Origin of the sequence: Anaerosporobacter sp. (assembly GCF_031551385.1) — a bacterium.
In the GTDB taxonomy this organism is placed as follows: domain Bacteria; phylum Bacillota; class Clostridia; order Lachnospirales; family Lachnospiraceae; genus Anaerosporobacter.
Genome location: NZ_JAVBNS010000283.1, coordinates 1 through 13,962 on the forward strand (window position 1 = coordinate 1; position 13,962 = coordinate 13,962).

At 35.0% G+C, this 13,962-nt stretch carries 15 protein-coding genes and 1 pseudogene; 2 read left to right on the forward strand and 14 right to left on the reverse strand.

Annotated features, from left to right (window positions below; translation table 11 throughout):
* The 14 genes and pseudogenes from RMR19_RS20985 to RMR19_RS21050 form a co-directional block, all read right to left on the reverse strand.
* Positions 1–483: pseudogene (locus RMR19_RS20985) on the reverse strand (hypothetical protein); the annotation flags it as partial.
* A 240-nt stretch (positions 484–723) separates the two neighbouring features.
* Positions 724–2,529, reverse strand: a complete 1,806-nt coding sequence (locus RMR19_RS20990; protein WP_310605462.1) for a family 43 glycosylhydrolase — start codon at positions 2,527–2,529, stop codon at positions 724–726.
* Positions 2,530–2,776: 247 nt separating this feature from the next.
* A complete protein-coding gene (locus tag RMR19_RS20995) occupies positions 2,777–3,316 on the reverse strand; it encodes a methylated-DNA--[protein]-cysteine S-methyltransferase (protein ID WP_310605463.1) in 540 nt (179 codons plus the stop codon).
* A gap of 189 nt (positions 3,317–3,505) precedes the next feature.
* Positions 3,506–5,335, reverse strand: coding sequence for an ABC transporter ATP-binding protein (locus RMR19_RS21000; RefSeq protein WP_310605464.1), 1,830 nt, complete (start codon positions 5,333–5,335; stop codon positions 3,506–3,508).
* 47 nt (positions 5,336–5,382) lie between these two features.
* Positions 5,383–7,218, reverse strand: coding sequence for an ABC transporter ATP-binding protein (locus RMR19_RS21005; RefSeq protein WP_310605465.1), 1,836 nt, complete (start codon positions 7,216–7,218; stop codon positions 5,383–5,385).
* Positions 7,219–7,531: 313 nt separating this feature from the next.
* The gene (locus RMR19_RS21010; protein WP_310605466.1) at positions 7,532–7,984 is read right to left on the reverse strand and encodes a GNAT family N-acetyltransferase; all 453 of its coding nucleotides are present in this window, start codon (positions 7,982–7,984) and stop codon (positions 7,532–7,534) included.
* Positions 7,985–7,988: 4 nt separating this feature from the next.
* Positions 7,989–8,630, reverse strand: a complete 642-nt coding sequence (locus RMR19_RS21015; RefSeq protein WP_310605467.1) for a DNA-3-methyladenine glycosylase family protein — start codon at positions 8,628–8,630, stop codon at positions 7,989–7,991.
* A 62-nt stretch (positions 8,631–8,692) separates the two neighbouring features.
* A complete protein-coding gene (locus RMR19_RS21020; RefSeq protein WP_310605468.1) occupies positions 8,693–9,106 on the reverse strand; it encodes a hypothetical protein in 414 nt (137 codons plus the stop codon).
* 139 nt (positions 9,107–9,245) lie between these two features.
* Positions 9,246–9,698 carry a GNAT family N-acetyltransferase gene (locus tag RMR19_RS21025; RefSeq protein WP_310605469.1) on the reverse strand — a complete coding sequence of 151 codons (453 nt, stop codon included), beginning with the start codon at positions 9,696–9,698 and terminating at the stop codon, positions 9,246–9,248.
* A gap of 10 nt (positions 9,699–9,708) precedes the next feature.
* Positions 9,709–10,470: an EFR1 family ferrodoxin gene (locus RMR19_RS21030; RefSeq protein WP_310605470.1), complete on the reverse strand. Its 762-nt coding sequence runs from the start codon at positions 10,468–10,470 to the stop codon at positions 9,709–9,711.
* A gap of 74 nt (positions 10,471–10,544) precedes the next feature.
* The gene (locus RMR19_RS21035) at positions 10,545–10,949 is read right to left on the reverse strand and encodes a DUF2310 family Zn-ribbon-containing protein (RefSeq protein ID WP_310605471.1); all 405 of its coding nucleotides are present in this window, start codon (positions 10,947–10,949) and stop codon (positions 10,545–10,547) included.
* 46 nt (positions 10,950–10,995) lie between these two features.
* Entirely contained in the window at positions 10,996–11,187 is a 192-nt protein-coding gene (locus tag RMR19_RS21040; RefSeq protein ID WP_310605472.1) for a hypothetical protein, read from the reverse strand.
* A 1-nt stretch (position 11,188) separates the two neighbouring features.
* Complete coding sequence (locus tag RMR19_RS21045) at positions 11,189–11,662, reverse strand: LURP-one-related/scramblase family protein (RefSeq protein ID WP_310605473.1); 474 nt, start codon at positions 11,660–11,662, stop codon at positions 11,189–11,191.
* 32 nt (positions 11,663–11,694) lie between these two features.
* A complete protein-coding gene (locus RMR19_RS21050; protein WP_310605474.1) occupies positions 11,695–12,039 on the reverse strand; it encodes a hypothetical protein in 345 nt (114 codons plus the stop codon).
* A gap of 211 nt (positions 12,040–12,250) precedes the next feature.
* On the opposite strand from RMR19_RS21050, the gene RMR19_RS21055 reads away from it, so the two are divergent.
* Both RMR19_RS21055 and RMR19_RS21060 read left to right on the forward strand, forming a co-directional pair.
* Complete coding sequence (locus RMR19_RS21055) at positions 12,251–12,832, forward strand: TetR/AcrR family transcriptional regulator (RefSeq protein WP_310605475.1); 582 nt, start codon at positions 12,251–12,253, stop codon at positions 12,830–12,832.
* A partial coding sequence (locus RMR19_RS21060) for a phytoene desaturase family protein (protein WP_310605476.1) occupies positions 12,829–13,962 on the forward strand: 1,134 nt, incomplete at its 3' end. The genes RMR19_RS21055 and RMR19_RS21060, both read left to right, overlap by 4 nt.

Consider the following 13,962-nt stretch of genomic DNA (forward strand, 5'->3'; position numbering starts at 1 on the left):
GACATCTTGCTTTAGCACTGTGACGTCTTCTTTTAATTCTGCGACATCTTGCTTTAACACTGTGACGTCTTCTTTTAATTCTGCGACATCTTGCTTTAACACTGTCACGTCTTCTTTTAATTCTGTGACATCTTGCTTTAACACTGTCACGTCTTCTTTTAATTCTGCGACATCTTGCTTTAGCACTGTGACGTCTTCTTTTAATTCTGTGACATCTTGCTTTAACACTGTGACATCTTCTTTTAATTCTGTGACGTCTTCTTTTAACACTGTGACATCTTCTTTTAATTCTGTGACGTCTTGTTTTAACACTGTGACATCTTCTTTTAATTCTGTGACGTCTTGCTTTAACACCGTGACGTCTTCTTTTAATTCTGTGACATCCTGTTTTAAATCTTTAATATCATATTTCATTTCTGACATATCTTGTTGCATATTTTGCATATTGTTATAAATCGCTTGTAACAATTCATCGTTTGTCATGTAATATCACACCCTCTCTTTTATGTAGTAATCGTTGATTTGATTATATCATAGATGAGATATAAAGTCTATTCTAATGGCACGATGCAAATTTCCAAATTAGCCCATTCAAAGTGCTTCCTCTTCTGTAACGTATCTGTCTGAGCGTCTTGTTTAACATATGTCAAGACCCAACTCACTCTACATCTCACTCTCTATTCTATCATAAAAGAGAAAATAACACAAACATTTGTTCTGTTTTTATTTTATCTTTTCCTTCACCACAACCAGCATCTCCACCTTAGCTAACTCTAGCTTCAAATCCTTTTCTTGCGTTAACTCTAACAATGGATAACCTTCTGTATCAAAATGTACTCTTCTAAATCCTGTACATCTTGGGCCTTCCACTCCTGTTCTAGCATGATAGATATTCCAAGTCAATCCATCATCATCTTGAACATAGGCATTATGACCTGTTCCTGTTTCGCCCTCTTTTGTACGGCATGACATAATCGGATAATTGCATTTTGTCCAGTTGTCAGGCTCTAACAAATCTGCATCTAGATCAGCACTAAGTAATCCTACTACATACGTACTGTCCACTAAGGAACTTGAAAATGTAACAAATAACTTTTTCTCTGTGATAAGTGCATACGGCCCTTCATCAACAAATACACGATTATTTGCCCAGCCGTAATCTGGCATGGAAACCAGTACGGGATCAGAAATTAATTTCCAAGGTTCATCTGGATTAATCTCCGCAAGATATATCCATGCACCTTGATCTACTGGTTCAAACTGACGTTGTGACCACATCGCATAGTATCGATCTTTTATCTCAAATACTGTCATATCCAGTGTGATTCCCTCTTTACCATACAAGAAAGAACCATCTTTTTTAAGTACTCGAATTGGCATCGTCCAGTCAGAGGCGTTCAATGGATTACCATTCTCTTTTAACATCATGACATGACACTGTTCCTCACGAAAGTTTCCTGGAGTTGCGGCATGGAAAATATATAGTTTTCCCTTAATAACATGAAATTCTGGTGCCCATAGCAGGTTTCCAATATGGGGATATGTTTTCGTATCCAGTATTAAAGATTCTGGTGCATCAACAAGACCAGCAAGCGAATCCGCCTCTCTTATGTACATTGTATTCTCTTTATCCGCATCATTTGTTGCTATAAAATAGTATTTTCCATTCCATTTTCCTACACATGGGTCTGCACGATTGATTGCAATTGGAAATTCATAATTCTTTTGGTCTACTTCTCCTGTAACAAGATAGCTACCTGACATATTAAAATCAACATTTTCCAGATTCCATTTCACTGGTTTCTCTACTGTACTTCCATCACTATAACGAGCTAGTGCTTTTACGTTCTTAACGTCCTCTTCTGTTGATGCGATAATACTTTTAGGCACTTCATTTGCTACATTCTCAGGCACTGTTAGTTTTCTTTGAATTCTAACTGCTATATGTTTTGGTACTTCAATTACATTACGTGTAACTGCACCTTTAATTGTTGTTTCTATTGATTCTCTATTAATTTCATCAACTTCTCTTCTATCCACAGAATCGCTTATATCTGAAAGATTATTAGCATCTAATTCATAACACTTTCCAATGCTATTTTTCCAATACAAACGATACGTTCCTAATTCATTTATGTACTCGCAACTAGCATCTTCTATAAATTCTGATTCAGGCAAATCAAGTAATGGCATTTCTTTATATTCTAACAAATCCTTAGATTCAAAATATAATAATTTCCCTTTACTTGTATCATCTTCCTCTACACTTGCCTTTATTCGTTGCGCGATAACACCATAAGAGCCATCTTCCTTCTCAAAAATCCACGGATTTTTAAGGCTCATTCGATTTAACGTACCATCTTCATTCTGTGTTGCTTTCGCATATAATACTCCTGCATTGTGATTTAGAACTTCAAAATCACTGTCAAGCATCTTAACTGCAAGATGCATACTATACGCAAGCTTTGCCGAGTAAATAGCATCTTCTTCTGGAATTCTTGTGTAACATAATACTTGATAATTAGGCATTTTTAGTCTCCTTTGCTTTTTTTCCATGCTCCCATTTAAAGTTTTCGATATTCTTAGACAACGTCTTTTTATGCCTTAGAATTTATCTTCACACTTATACTAACTATGTATTCATTCTATTAAATACCTACAAGAATTCCTATGGTAAAAAAACAATATATCATGCATTTTTATTGACTGTTTATGATTTAGATATTCAAAATGTATTAACCATTTCAACTAGGGCGATGCTACCACTTAGGCAACATTAAAGAGCTGTCCCCTTCTTAGGTATAAACATATTTGATATATCAACACCCTCTAGTTCGAGTAACTTTACTTTGTTATCAATCCCTCCAGCATAACCTGTCAGACTTCCATTTGCCCCTACAACTCGGTGGCATGGGATAATAATTGATATCGGATTATGTCCAACAGCTCCTCCTACCGCTTGACTTGACATGCTCTCCCTATTCATTTTCACTGCCATCTTCTTAGCGATATCGCCATATGTAATAACGTCTCCGTAAGGTATCTCACATAAGATATCCCATACGCCTTGACGAAACTCACTGCCAATAGGAGCTAGAGAAAGTTCCGATATAGCAGGCTTCTCTCCTGCAAAATATCTGTCTAGCCATTTTTTAACGTTATCGAATATTGGCATCATATCATTTTTCTGCATTTCTTCTGAAATTGTACCACCATGGTATTTTTGTCCATCTAACCATAGGCCGACAAGACTATCCTTGTTGCAGGCAAGGGTGATTGTTCCTATAGGTGATTGGTGTGTTGTTGAATAGTACATTATAATACCTCCTTACTAGTTTTTATACTAGTCATAATCTATATTCATTCTAGCACAAGAAAGCACACAGAACAATTGTTCCATATGCTTTCATTCAACTTTTCACTTAAATTTTATTCATATTTCGTCCATTCCAAAAATCCCTTAACCAAAAGCCCAACACTTCCGATTAAGGGATTCTCACCACCTCTATACCATTACCGCATCCATATAATACTGCACCTGCGTATTCCACATATCCTGATACAGACCTTTTCTCTCTAACAACTCTTTATGAACACCTTCCTCTACAATCTTTCCATCTTGGAAAACAATAATTCTCTCACAGAATTTGCAAGAATACAAACGATGCGATATGAATATCGTTGTCCTGCCTTTTGTAATCTCGTTAAGGCGTGTATAGATATCGTATTCTGCTACTGGGTCAAGTGCTGCTGTTGGTTCATCAAGAATCATAAGAGATGCTTGCTTATACAACGCTCTTGCAATTGCGATTTTTTGAGCTTCACCACCAGATACTTCAACTCCCTCTTCATCCAGATTTCGATAGAGAGATGTATTCATTCCCTTGCTCATCTTACTATAGCGCTCTTCCAAACCAGCTTCTTGTATACATGATTTCACTCTGTCTTCATCGAATAATTGACTTCCTGCAATATTCTCGCCTAAGCCAAATGAGAACAACTGGAAATCTTGAAAAACAACAGATAGTATTTTCATATAATCTTCATAACGATATTTCTTAATATTAACTCCGTTTAGTAAGATTTCTCCCTCCGTTGGGTCATATAATCTGCATAGTAATTTAATAAATGTAGTCTTTCCGCTACCATTTAAACCTACAATTGCTGTACAATCCCCTTTTTTTATTTTTACAGAAATATGATTAAGTACATATTCTTGTGTTGGGTCATATCGAAAAGATACATCTTTGAATTCAATTGCAAACTCTTCGTCTGCTTTTAATTCCAATGTTTCATTTCCTTTCTCCAGCACTTCTTCTATATCAAAAAACTGCATTCGACTGCCTTGTCGTTCCAATGATTTGCTGATGGATGTTATATCTTCTGTCAATTTATTAAGACTCTTTACTAATGTAGATAAACAAGAGGCATATCGAATTACACTTCCGATTTTAATTACAGAATTGGCACTTGCTAATAAAGCAATTGTTAAGTACGTTCCTCCTGTCAGCAATGCAGCACCTATGCCTTCTACTGCACTACCAATTCCTGATGCTAATGCTAATTTACTATACTGCTTTTTCAGATATCCAAGCTCTCCCTTGCCTACATGAGAATCAATCAAGGATTGTGCCTGATAAATTCTTACGTCTTTTCCAGACTTATAATCAAATGCTCCATCAAACAAAAAGAAGAAAAATAATTTTACATTGTGAGACATTTGATCCATTACTTTATACACATATGTTTTAAGATACTTGCTGTTAATAAATACAGAAATCACTGTGATAACAACAAACAGGATAACAAGCAGATAGAGATAACTTGATTTATAAATTCCCTTATTTAAGAAAAATGGCAACACCACAACAAGATTCCCTATCACAGTAACAACATTTTGAACCAAACTTTCGAACGCTTGATAAATACTAAGTATTCCTGCTCCCCAGTTATTGTCCTCTCTAATATGTTGCTTTAGTTCATCTACTTTGCGATTCTCTAATTGAGGGAAATCTACCTCTAACGCCTTGTCTCCCACTTTAAAATTATAATTTCTGTCACACGCATTTTTACGAATGACTAGATATTTGTTCGTGAAAGAACCTAGTACTTTCAATGCAAATATAATTAAAACACCAAGCATAGCTACTTTTAATATCGTTGCTTTCTCCACATTGTTTTCCATTTGATTTATCAGATTCGTTGATACTAACACGATTGCAAGATTACTGGCTACTTGCACGATACTTTTTACTATAATAAGCGGAAATATCAACCGATCCAACATATGAATATATCTCAAACTATTAATAGACTTGCTTTTCTTCTCTTTCATATAATAACCATGCCTTTCCTCAAGATAGTGCGAAGCTTTTGTAATTCTTAGACAGCGTCTTCTGACATCTTAGTATCACTTTTCACGCTGACTTCGTCCATATAATTCTTTTTCTGCATATCAAATATTTCTTGATAGCGTCCTCCCTTATGGAGTAAACCAGAATGACTTCCTTCTTCTATGATAGTTCCATTTTCAATCAGAAGGATTTTATCACAAAATTGTGTACTTGCCAGACGATGTGTTATAAAGATAGAAGTTTTGTCCTTTGTCAAATCATAGTAGCTAAGATATAATTCATGCTCTGCAATCGGGTCAAATGCAGCCGTTGGCTCATCCAGTATCAAGATCGGAGCATCTTTATATAACGCACGCGCCAATAATAATTTCTGCGTCTGTCCTCCTGACAATTGAACCCCATGTTCATCAAGAACTTTTAACATATTCGTATCAATTCCATGCTCCAAATTCTGAACTACTTCTTTTAACCCTGCTTTTTCTATACATGCCATCACACGATTTGTATCGATTTCTTCTTTTGGCTGTAAGCCGATATTTTCTGATATGGAGAACGGCAGTATATACGTATCTTGAAATACCGTCGCAAACAAAGTAAATAAATCCGTACTCGCATACTGCGCCGTATCTTCCCCATTGATTAGAATTCTTCCTTCCTCCGGGCGATAAAAACCACAAAGCAGCTTAACTAATGTCGTTTTACCAGCACCATTTAAACCAACCAACGCAATCTTTTCCCCTTTATATATTGTCATGTTAAAATGGTTCAACACCTTGTACTCACCATAAGAAAAAGAAACATCTTCAAATCGAATCTCTTTGATTTCCTTGAGTTTTTGTATATCCCCTGTTTTATTCGCATCTTCCGTGTTTGTGTTTTCCATAAAATCTCTCATGTCCGTAATCTGAACATGAATCATTGTTAAGTTGTTAAATTCTTTCACCAACGCTGTTATCCAATTAGAAAATTCACTAATAATCCCGAAGAATAGAATGAATTCTGCAATCGAGATTTTATGTTGATAAATCTGCGTAATCAGATACGCATATGCTAAACCATCACGCAATACGATAATCGTTGCATCTACTATCGTAGTCAACAATTGTCTATTCTCAATTTTCCTATCCCAGTCAATTCGCTCTTTATGTACGTTATCTCTCTTACCTAGAATCCAATTTTTCAACTGAAACAAACGAATATCTTTTCCAAAAGAAAAATCGGTTGCTGTTGTCTCAAGATACTGCAACTGCTTGTCTAGGAAAGACCAATGCACTTTATTCTTGCTTATATAATTCTTTACATATCGCAGGAAAACATAATTAATCATAGAGCCAGCAATCAGCAATATCGGAATTATGATATGTAACTTCGTAAGAACGGCAGAATATAATACTAATCCAACAATCCCGATCATTAGATTCACTAACGCAGGAATCATTCTTGAAAATCCCGAAGAATCCCCACTGGACACACTATTAAGTGCCTTTTGATATCTTGTCTGTCCACTGTCACTTTCTATTGTTCTATAATCACAAGTCAATGTTTTCTTAAATAAATCATACAGATATCTCATATTCAGCGTATTATATTTCCAATACTTTGCCGCCATCACATAGGCATGTATCCCATATACAACTGCCATTAATAAGCAAAATCCACCCAACGTCCTTATAATTTCACTTGAACCTTTTGATTTTTCAATCAAATCAATTACCATCTTAGGTAAATACACACCCATAAAAGGTATGACTGCACCTAATAAAATCTCAATACACAGAAATAAATAGAGTATCTTATCGAATTTCCAAATCACTCGAATTACATACCCTATGTTTTTCCCTAGTGAAAATTCTTTTTGCTTCATCCCATTCCCTCCATTATAGTTCCATTATACGCACATCTAGTCAACCATTAAGTGTAGTTAACTTCCATATTATACATTTTATATTCGGTGGATGCTATGTACTATTTCTTCATTTTTTACAAGTAAAAATAGATATTCGTAGTTTTGTGTTGCAGTTCTGACAGGTAAAACACTTGCAAAGTTTACTTGTATTCTTGCCTATTGTAATAACTTTTGTATATAAATGCACCTCTATATTTCTTTGATTTATAGTAATTTTTCTATAAGAAAAGACCGCTGGCATAATACCAACGGTTCAACTCTCAGCAACACTTTATAATTCTTTCTTCATACAAACCGAATCTGACATATCTACATACTGCCCATAATTCGGAATTACGTTATATCCAATTGCACGATATAACGCCATCGCAGCAACTAACGGTTCTCCTGACTCTAATATCAAATATAAGAAGTTCTTATCTCTTGCCTGCTGCTCAAGCCGATTCATCAACTGTCTCGATATTCCTTTTCCACGATATTCTGGACGGATAAATACTCTTTTTACCTCCGCACAGGTATCATCGTATCTTTTAAAACTTGCACATCCTACTACCAAATCATCGTCATAGACTAAAATCACATCATGTATATCGTCAAGAGCATTATACGATACATATTGTGCCCTATTTTCCTCACCACCAACTAACTCATTTAGGAAATCATCCAATGCGTGACACAGTGTAATAAAGTCTTTATTGTTTCCATTAGTATATTCATATCTCATTAGATCACCTCGTTTTTTTAGGAGCAAAATCTTTCATACCCTCAATAGCTCCACCTGCTACTGCCCAAAGGTACAAACTTGCCACACTTCCATAAGGACTGTATCGTCTTCGATACTTCTCAAATAGCTTTTTATCTATTTTTCTGTGATGATATACCATACGTAGTCCTCTTTGAATTGCCAAATCATCATAACTTAGTATATCAGGTCTTTCCATACAAAACAGAAGTATCATTTCTGCTGTCCACTTTCCTATTCCTTTCAGTGCAGATAGTTCTTTAATGACTTCTTCGTCTGACTTTTCCCAAATTCCTTCTAACTCAAATGTCCCCTCTTGCACTTTTCCTGCAAAGTCTTTGATATATTCTACTTTACGATACGTCATGCCAAACGACTGAAGTTTCTCTATCTCAGCTCCACAAATCGTCATCGCATTAATCTCTCCTAATTCATCATTCATTCGCTTCCAGATTGTCGCCTGCGCCTTTGTTGAAATCTGCTGTCCGACAATATGATGAACCACCGATGAAAATAAATCCTTGTCTGTTTTTCTATCGATATGTCCAATCTTATCAATGACTTCTGCTAGTTTTTTATCTCTGCTTTTTAAGTATTCTATCTCTGTTTCACCATATTGAAAGTACATTTGACTCCTCCTTGCTATGTAATAATGGTCTTTCATGATTTAAATAAAATCATTTCATAGTACTAATACGACCTTACCTGTATACCCCATTTTCCATTCTTATATGTTACAATCCACACATTATCATGTCGGCTCATTATTTCCCCTGAAACATTTTCACGATAATAACTATATAAAAAATGTACCTTGTTCTCTGATACTAAAATTGGTTCACGCTTTGTTACAACCGTACGCTTGAATCCACTTTGCTTTAACGTTTCAAAAAAATCTTTTGGCAATGCCCCTGCTGTTTCCCAACATACAACTTCATTTCCACTTAATAAATAATGCGGAAAATGACAACACGAATCCATTCCTGCTAAATCCTCATGCTCAAAATATTCCGCAAATTCATTCAAACATTTCATTGCTTCTTCTATCATGCTATCATTATTTTGTTCAATATTCTTCTTGAAAACCTCTACATAATCTTTCAATATTTATACTCCCCTTTTCAATAATTCACTCTAAAGCACATCGTAGGATCACATTCTTATATTCTTTCTCTTTAGTAATCCATTTTTCTACATTCTTATTCTATCATATTAACTACAAGGATTTTATCTAAGAATATGACTAATGACACATCTTCGTGTTTCGTCTTAGTTTCAAAATAGGAAATGGATTTCCCTGTTCATCAACTTCTGTACGCTCAAACACTTCAAAACCAAAACTTTTATAAAAAACTACGGCATGTGGATTTTGCTCGTTTACATCAACATAAGATACTGTATACTCGTCAATTGCTTTTAACATCAAATTCTTGCCTATCCCTTTTCCGATATATGTTGGCTCAAGAAATAGCATTTCAACCTTTCCTTGCGCTATTCCCATAAACCCTACTGCTTTATGATTATCATACGCTACAACGAGTTTATCAATTTCTTCAAGTCCTGTTTCTACAAATGGACGTAAGGCAATGACATCTTTCTCCCCTAAAAATGTATGCGTTGCCTTTACAGAAGCATCCCATACTGCAACTAATTCCGTGATTAGTGTTTTCGTTCTATCTTTAATTTCAATTAGCATCTCTCATACCTCATAAATACTTCTCAACCACACTTTGTTCAACAACTTGTCTTCCCAACAAAGTAATTGCCTGCCTTGGACAGTTATTTACACAGCGATAGCACATTGTACATTGATTATCCGAAACAGCAATTTTATCGTTCATTCTTATATTTTTCATAGGACATAATGTTACACATCTTTTGCAGCCAATGCATTTCTGAGAATCTATCTTCAACTTATCTGTATATCGTTTGGTTTTGTTTATAAAATATAACCTCTGCCCAAATAGTCCTGCAAGCTGATACCAAATGCCCAGACCTTCTTGTGTTGGTTTGTTTTCTCGTAGCTGTCTTACTGCCTGCTCAATTTTTTTCTCTGCATTTCTTATCAATTCTTTATTCTTTTCTAAAGAGCGTTTTAAAGCCTTTTCATCACCGATACTATCTGGCATCTTCAAATGAAGTCCACCAATTACAACAGCACCATATTTTTTTAATAACCTAGCTAATACACCTGAACCATCACCACTAAACAAGCCCATTGTCGCTATAACAAAAACTCGTTTTCCCTTCCATAAAGTTTTATTATTGTCAATAAAGTCTCTTAGTATTTTGGGGATATTACTGTACTGAACTGGATAACTAAAAACAATCGTTTCATGTTTTTCAATATGTTGTAACAGTTCTTTATCTTCAATAGAAAAAGCTTTTGCCTTACTATCATATGTTTGTACAAATTTCTCTATACAGTATTTTGAGTTGCCTGTTCCACTAAAGTATATTCCTAGCATGAATTTCTCCTATGTGTTTATTGTAATTTTATAACAGAAATATGTTCTATAAATAGATATCTCTTCCAGCCTATTCACCCCATATCCTCCGACACAAGCCTACATCTATGGCATACATAGTCATATCTGTATTTTTGATTAGAGTTCTCCCACGAATCACCACAACAAGAACACTCTTTTCTGTTTTTAGAATAATATTTAAACATAAAATAGTAAAGTGGTTTTGCAGACAGTTCCAACACGCTTTGAAAAAATTCTTCGCTATATTTATTATAAAGCTTCCGTTCCAATGATATTTTCTCTAGTGCTACTACTCGATATTGGTAAGAATCATTTAATCTAACAGTATTTTGATAATCTCGAAGGATTTGTCCATTTTTATATAATGAGGAGATAAACCACTGCATCTCACTATCAAATTTGTCAACTTCCGTATCTTCCATTGATTTAGGAAAAAACTGATATTCAAAGGTATACATATGTCACCTCTCACAACAAATTTTTCTTTATTATTTTACTGACCATTTATTTCGTAAACTTCTTCTTTCCACTCCAAAATGTGTTTTCACTAGAAAGAATCCAACAACAAGCTGCCAAAGACATCGATAAGGCGAAATTTTCACCATGCCAAATATGCTTTATTGTTAATACACTATAAATCATTGCCGCAATCTTAAACAATATGCTTGCTATATGTGAATACTTCTTCATCTTCATCTTAATCCCTCCCCGAACAGTTCGCTGCATCAATCGCAATTACAAGCATCATTCCCATAAGTTCATCCGCTGGATTCGCAATATCAATTACATACGTATCGCCCCAATGAAAGAACTCTTTCGATATATGGATAATTTGACTGTTTCCAGAATACACATCATAATCCCAGCCGAAGAAATCACCCTCTACTCTCCATCCATTAAAATCAATTTCATACTTAGGTCGAAACATCGTAAATTGTTTTCGAATTCTTCCTACGGTTCTTCCCCCTACTTCTACTTCAAATGCTGGCATAAAGGTAAGAAGCTTTTGCTTAATCATACCAATCTCATTGCGATTGCAATCATACACATGAAGCTGGTGCCCCAATGCAATCAATTCCGCCTTTACAAAATATCTTACATTCCCTTGCTCATCGTATATATCATAAGAATCTGCCCATGAAAAAACTCTTTGTTTTATTAATAAACGCATACCGATTTCCCCCTATTTTAATCTTAATAACTTTATTTAAACACAATCCCGCAAACACTGCAACTCTTGTCTTCTGCTTTCACATGTTGATTTCCACATGCTTGACATTCAAACTGCCCACTTTGAATCAATATCTTTTTATCCCTATTCTTCTCATAATGCGCATTTATTCTTTTGTCTTGTCTTAACTCAATCATTAACCATATTGTAAACAAAATCAAGATAAGAATCCCTATCAAAAAAGAAATCTTTGAAATCACATCTAGCGGAATACATTTGTACGGAATAAGCATGATACCTATTGGAATTATAAATGCAAATAGGATTCCTATGAAAATAACTTTGCCACCATATCCTATGGAATTAATCTTTTTCACGTTATCCCCCCTCATATAACACAATACTAATTTGTTTCCCTTATCTTACATTTCTAGTCTAACATATATCGACTAATAAAAAAACATCTTTCCTCTTGACACTTTCTATAAATTAACATATACTTTAATTGAATCAATATTCAATGAATTTATTTTCAACATCTAAATATATTTCAAAATACATAAATCATATATAAATTGGAGGGCGAGCATGACATCTCGATCAGAACAAAAAGAACAACGACGACAACTCATTATTGCGAAGGCATTGGAACTTTTCGTAACCAAAGGATTTCGCGAAACAAAGATAAACGATATTGCCAAAGCTGCTAATATGAGTACAGGACTACTCTTTCACTATTTTGAATCCAAAGAACAGCTTTATGAAGAACTTGTTCGAATCGGAATTGAAGGAACAAAAGCCCCATCAAAATTAGAATATGATAATCCCTATTCTTATTTTGCAAACTTTCTAACTATGCTATTCGAATACAGCAAAGCGCAGCCATGGGTTATGCAAATGTTTGTATTAATGTTTCAAGCTAGGCGTGGAGAAGGTGTTCCAGAACATATTCGAGAATTATCTATGCAGACAGACCAAATTGAACAATCAATTGCACTGATTAAGCAAGGTCAGGTAGAAGGTCGCTTTCGCGAAGGAAACCCAGAGGCTCTAGCATATGCTTTCTGGGGAAGTGTTCAAGGAATTATGGAATTATCAGCAGTTACACCTAACATGCCATTGCCAAACACACAATGGTTACTAGATATCTTAACAGGAGGAGACAGATGAAAAAACTAATTATTATTGGGGGCGGAATTGCTGGACTAGCAGCTGGCATCTACGGAAAAAAAGCAGGTTATGATGTAACGATTTATGAAAAGAATCATGTAGCTGGTGGTGAATGTATGGGTTGGAATCGCAATGGCCATCATATAGACAATTGTATTCATTGGTTAACAGGAACAAAAGAAGGTACGAGTTTAAGAAAAGTTTGGGAAGATGTTGGTGCACTTGATTCCAATACAATGCTTGCAGAAACAGAAGCTTTCTATACAAGCTGCCACAATGGTCAAGAAGTTACTCTATGGAATGATTTAGATCGAACAGAAAAAGAACTGCTACTCTTTTCACCAGAGGATACCGACGAAATCAAAAAGTTCATTGAACATGTTAGATATGCTGAATCCTGCCAGATGCCAAGTGACAAACCTATGGATATGATGAAGGTAAAAGATTATATTGAGATGGGTAAAAGTATGGCAAACATGCCAAAAGTAATGAAGGAATACGGAAAAATCAATTTAGAAGATTTAAGTGCTCGCTTTCAACATCCTGCTCTTCAGAAACTTTTTATAGATTACTTACCAAAAGAATACATTGCTTCTTCTTTTATTGTTTCCTATGCAACAATCACATGTGGCAACGGTGGAATTCCCGCGAAAGGTTCCCTTGCAATGGCAAATCGAATGGTTGATAAATTCAAATCACTTGGCGGCAATTTATACTGCAATACTTCTGTAGAAAAAATTCTTATTAAAAACAAAAAAGCTTATGGTATCTTACTAGACAACCAAAAAGAAGTTTTAGCAGATTATATTATTTCCGCTGCCGATACCAATGTTTTGTTTAACAACTTAATTGGCAATCAATATTTGAATAAAAGATGGGAAGAAGTTTATCAAAACTCTGATCGTTATCCTTTAATTAGCGGTTTCCAAATAGCTTGTTCCATTGATTTATCAGCCTATCACAAAAAAGATACGATATTCTTTGACTGTGAACCATTTATGATAGGCAATCAAAGTGTTTCAAGAATGTCAGTAAAGAGTTTTGAATATGAACCTGACTTTGCTCCTTCAGGAAAAACCGTATTGCAGGCAAATGTTGTTCAGTATGACAGCGATTATCTATATTGGGAA

Excerpts from the sequence above, each read along its gene's own strand:
- RMR19_RS20990 (WP_310605462.1), bottom strand. The coding sequence starts at position 2,529 with ATGCCTAATTATCAAGTATTATGTTACACAAGAATTCCAGAAGAAGAT.
- RMR19_RS20995 (WP_310605463.1), bottom strand. The coding sequence starts at position 3,316 with ATGTACTATTCAACAACACACCAATCACCTATAGGAACAATCACCCTT.
- RMR19_RS21000 (WP_310605464.1), bottom strand. The coding sequence starts at position 5,335 with ATGAAAGAGAAGAAAAGCAAGTCTATTAATAGTTTGAGATATATTCAT.
- RMR19_RS21005 (WP_310605465.1), bottom strand. The coding sequence starts at position 7,218 with ATGAAGCAAAAAGAATTTTCACTAGGGAAAAACATAGGGTATGTAATT.
- RMR19_RS21010 (WP_310605466.1), bottom strand. The coding sequence starts at position 7,984 with ATGAGATATGAATATACTAATGGAAACAATAAAGACTTTATTACACTG.
- RMR19_RS21015 (WP_310605467.1), bottom strand. The coding sequence starts at position 8,630 with ATGTACTTTCAATATGGTGAAACAGAGATAGAATACTTAAAAAGCAGA.
- RMR19_RS21025 (WP_310605469.1), bottom strand. The coding sequence starts at position 9,698 with ATGCTAATTGAAATTAAAGATAGAACGAAAACACTAATCACGGAATTA.
- RMR19_RS21030 (WP_310605470.1), bottom strand. The coding sequence starts at position 10,470 with ATGCTAGGAATATACTTTAGTGGAACAGGCAACTCAAAATACTGTATA.
- RMR19_RS21035 (WP_310605471.1), bottom strand. The coding sequence starts at position 10,949 with ATGTATACCTTTGAATATCAGTTTTTTCCTAAATCAATGGAAGATACG.
- RMR19_RS21040 (WP_310605472.1), bottom strand. The coding sequence starts at position 11,187 with ATGAAGATGAAGAAGTATTCACATATAGCAAGCATATTGTTTAAGATT.
- RMR19_RS21045 (WP_310605473.1), bottom strand. The coding sequence starts at position 11,662 with ATGCGTTTATTAATAAAACAAAGAGTTTTTTCATGGGCAGATTCTTAT.
- RMR19_RS21055 (WP_310605475.1), top strand. The coding sequence starts at position 12,251 with ATGACATCTCGATCAGAACAAAAAGAACAACGACGACAACTCATTATT.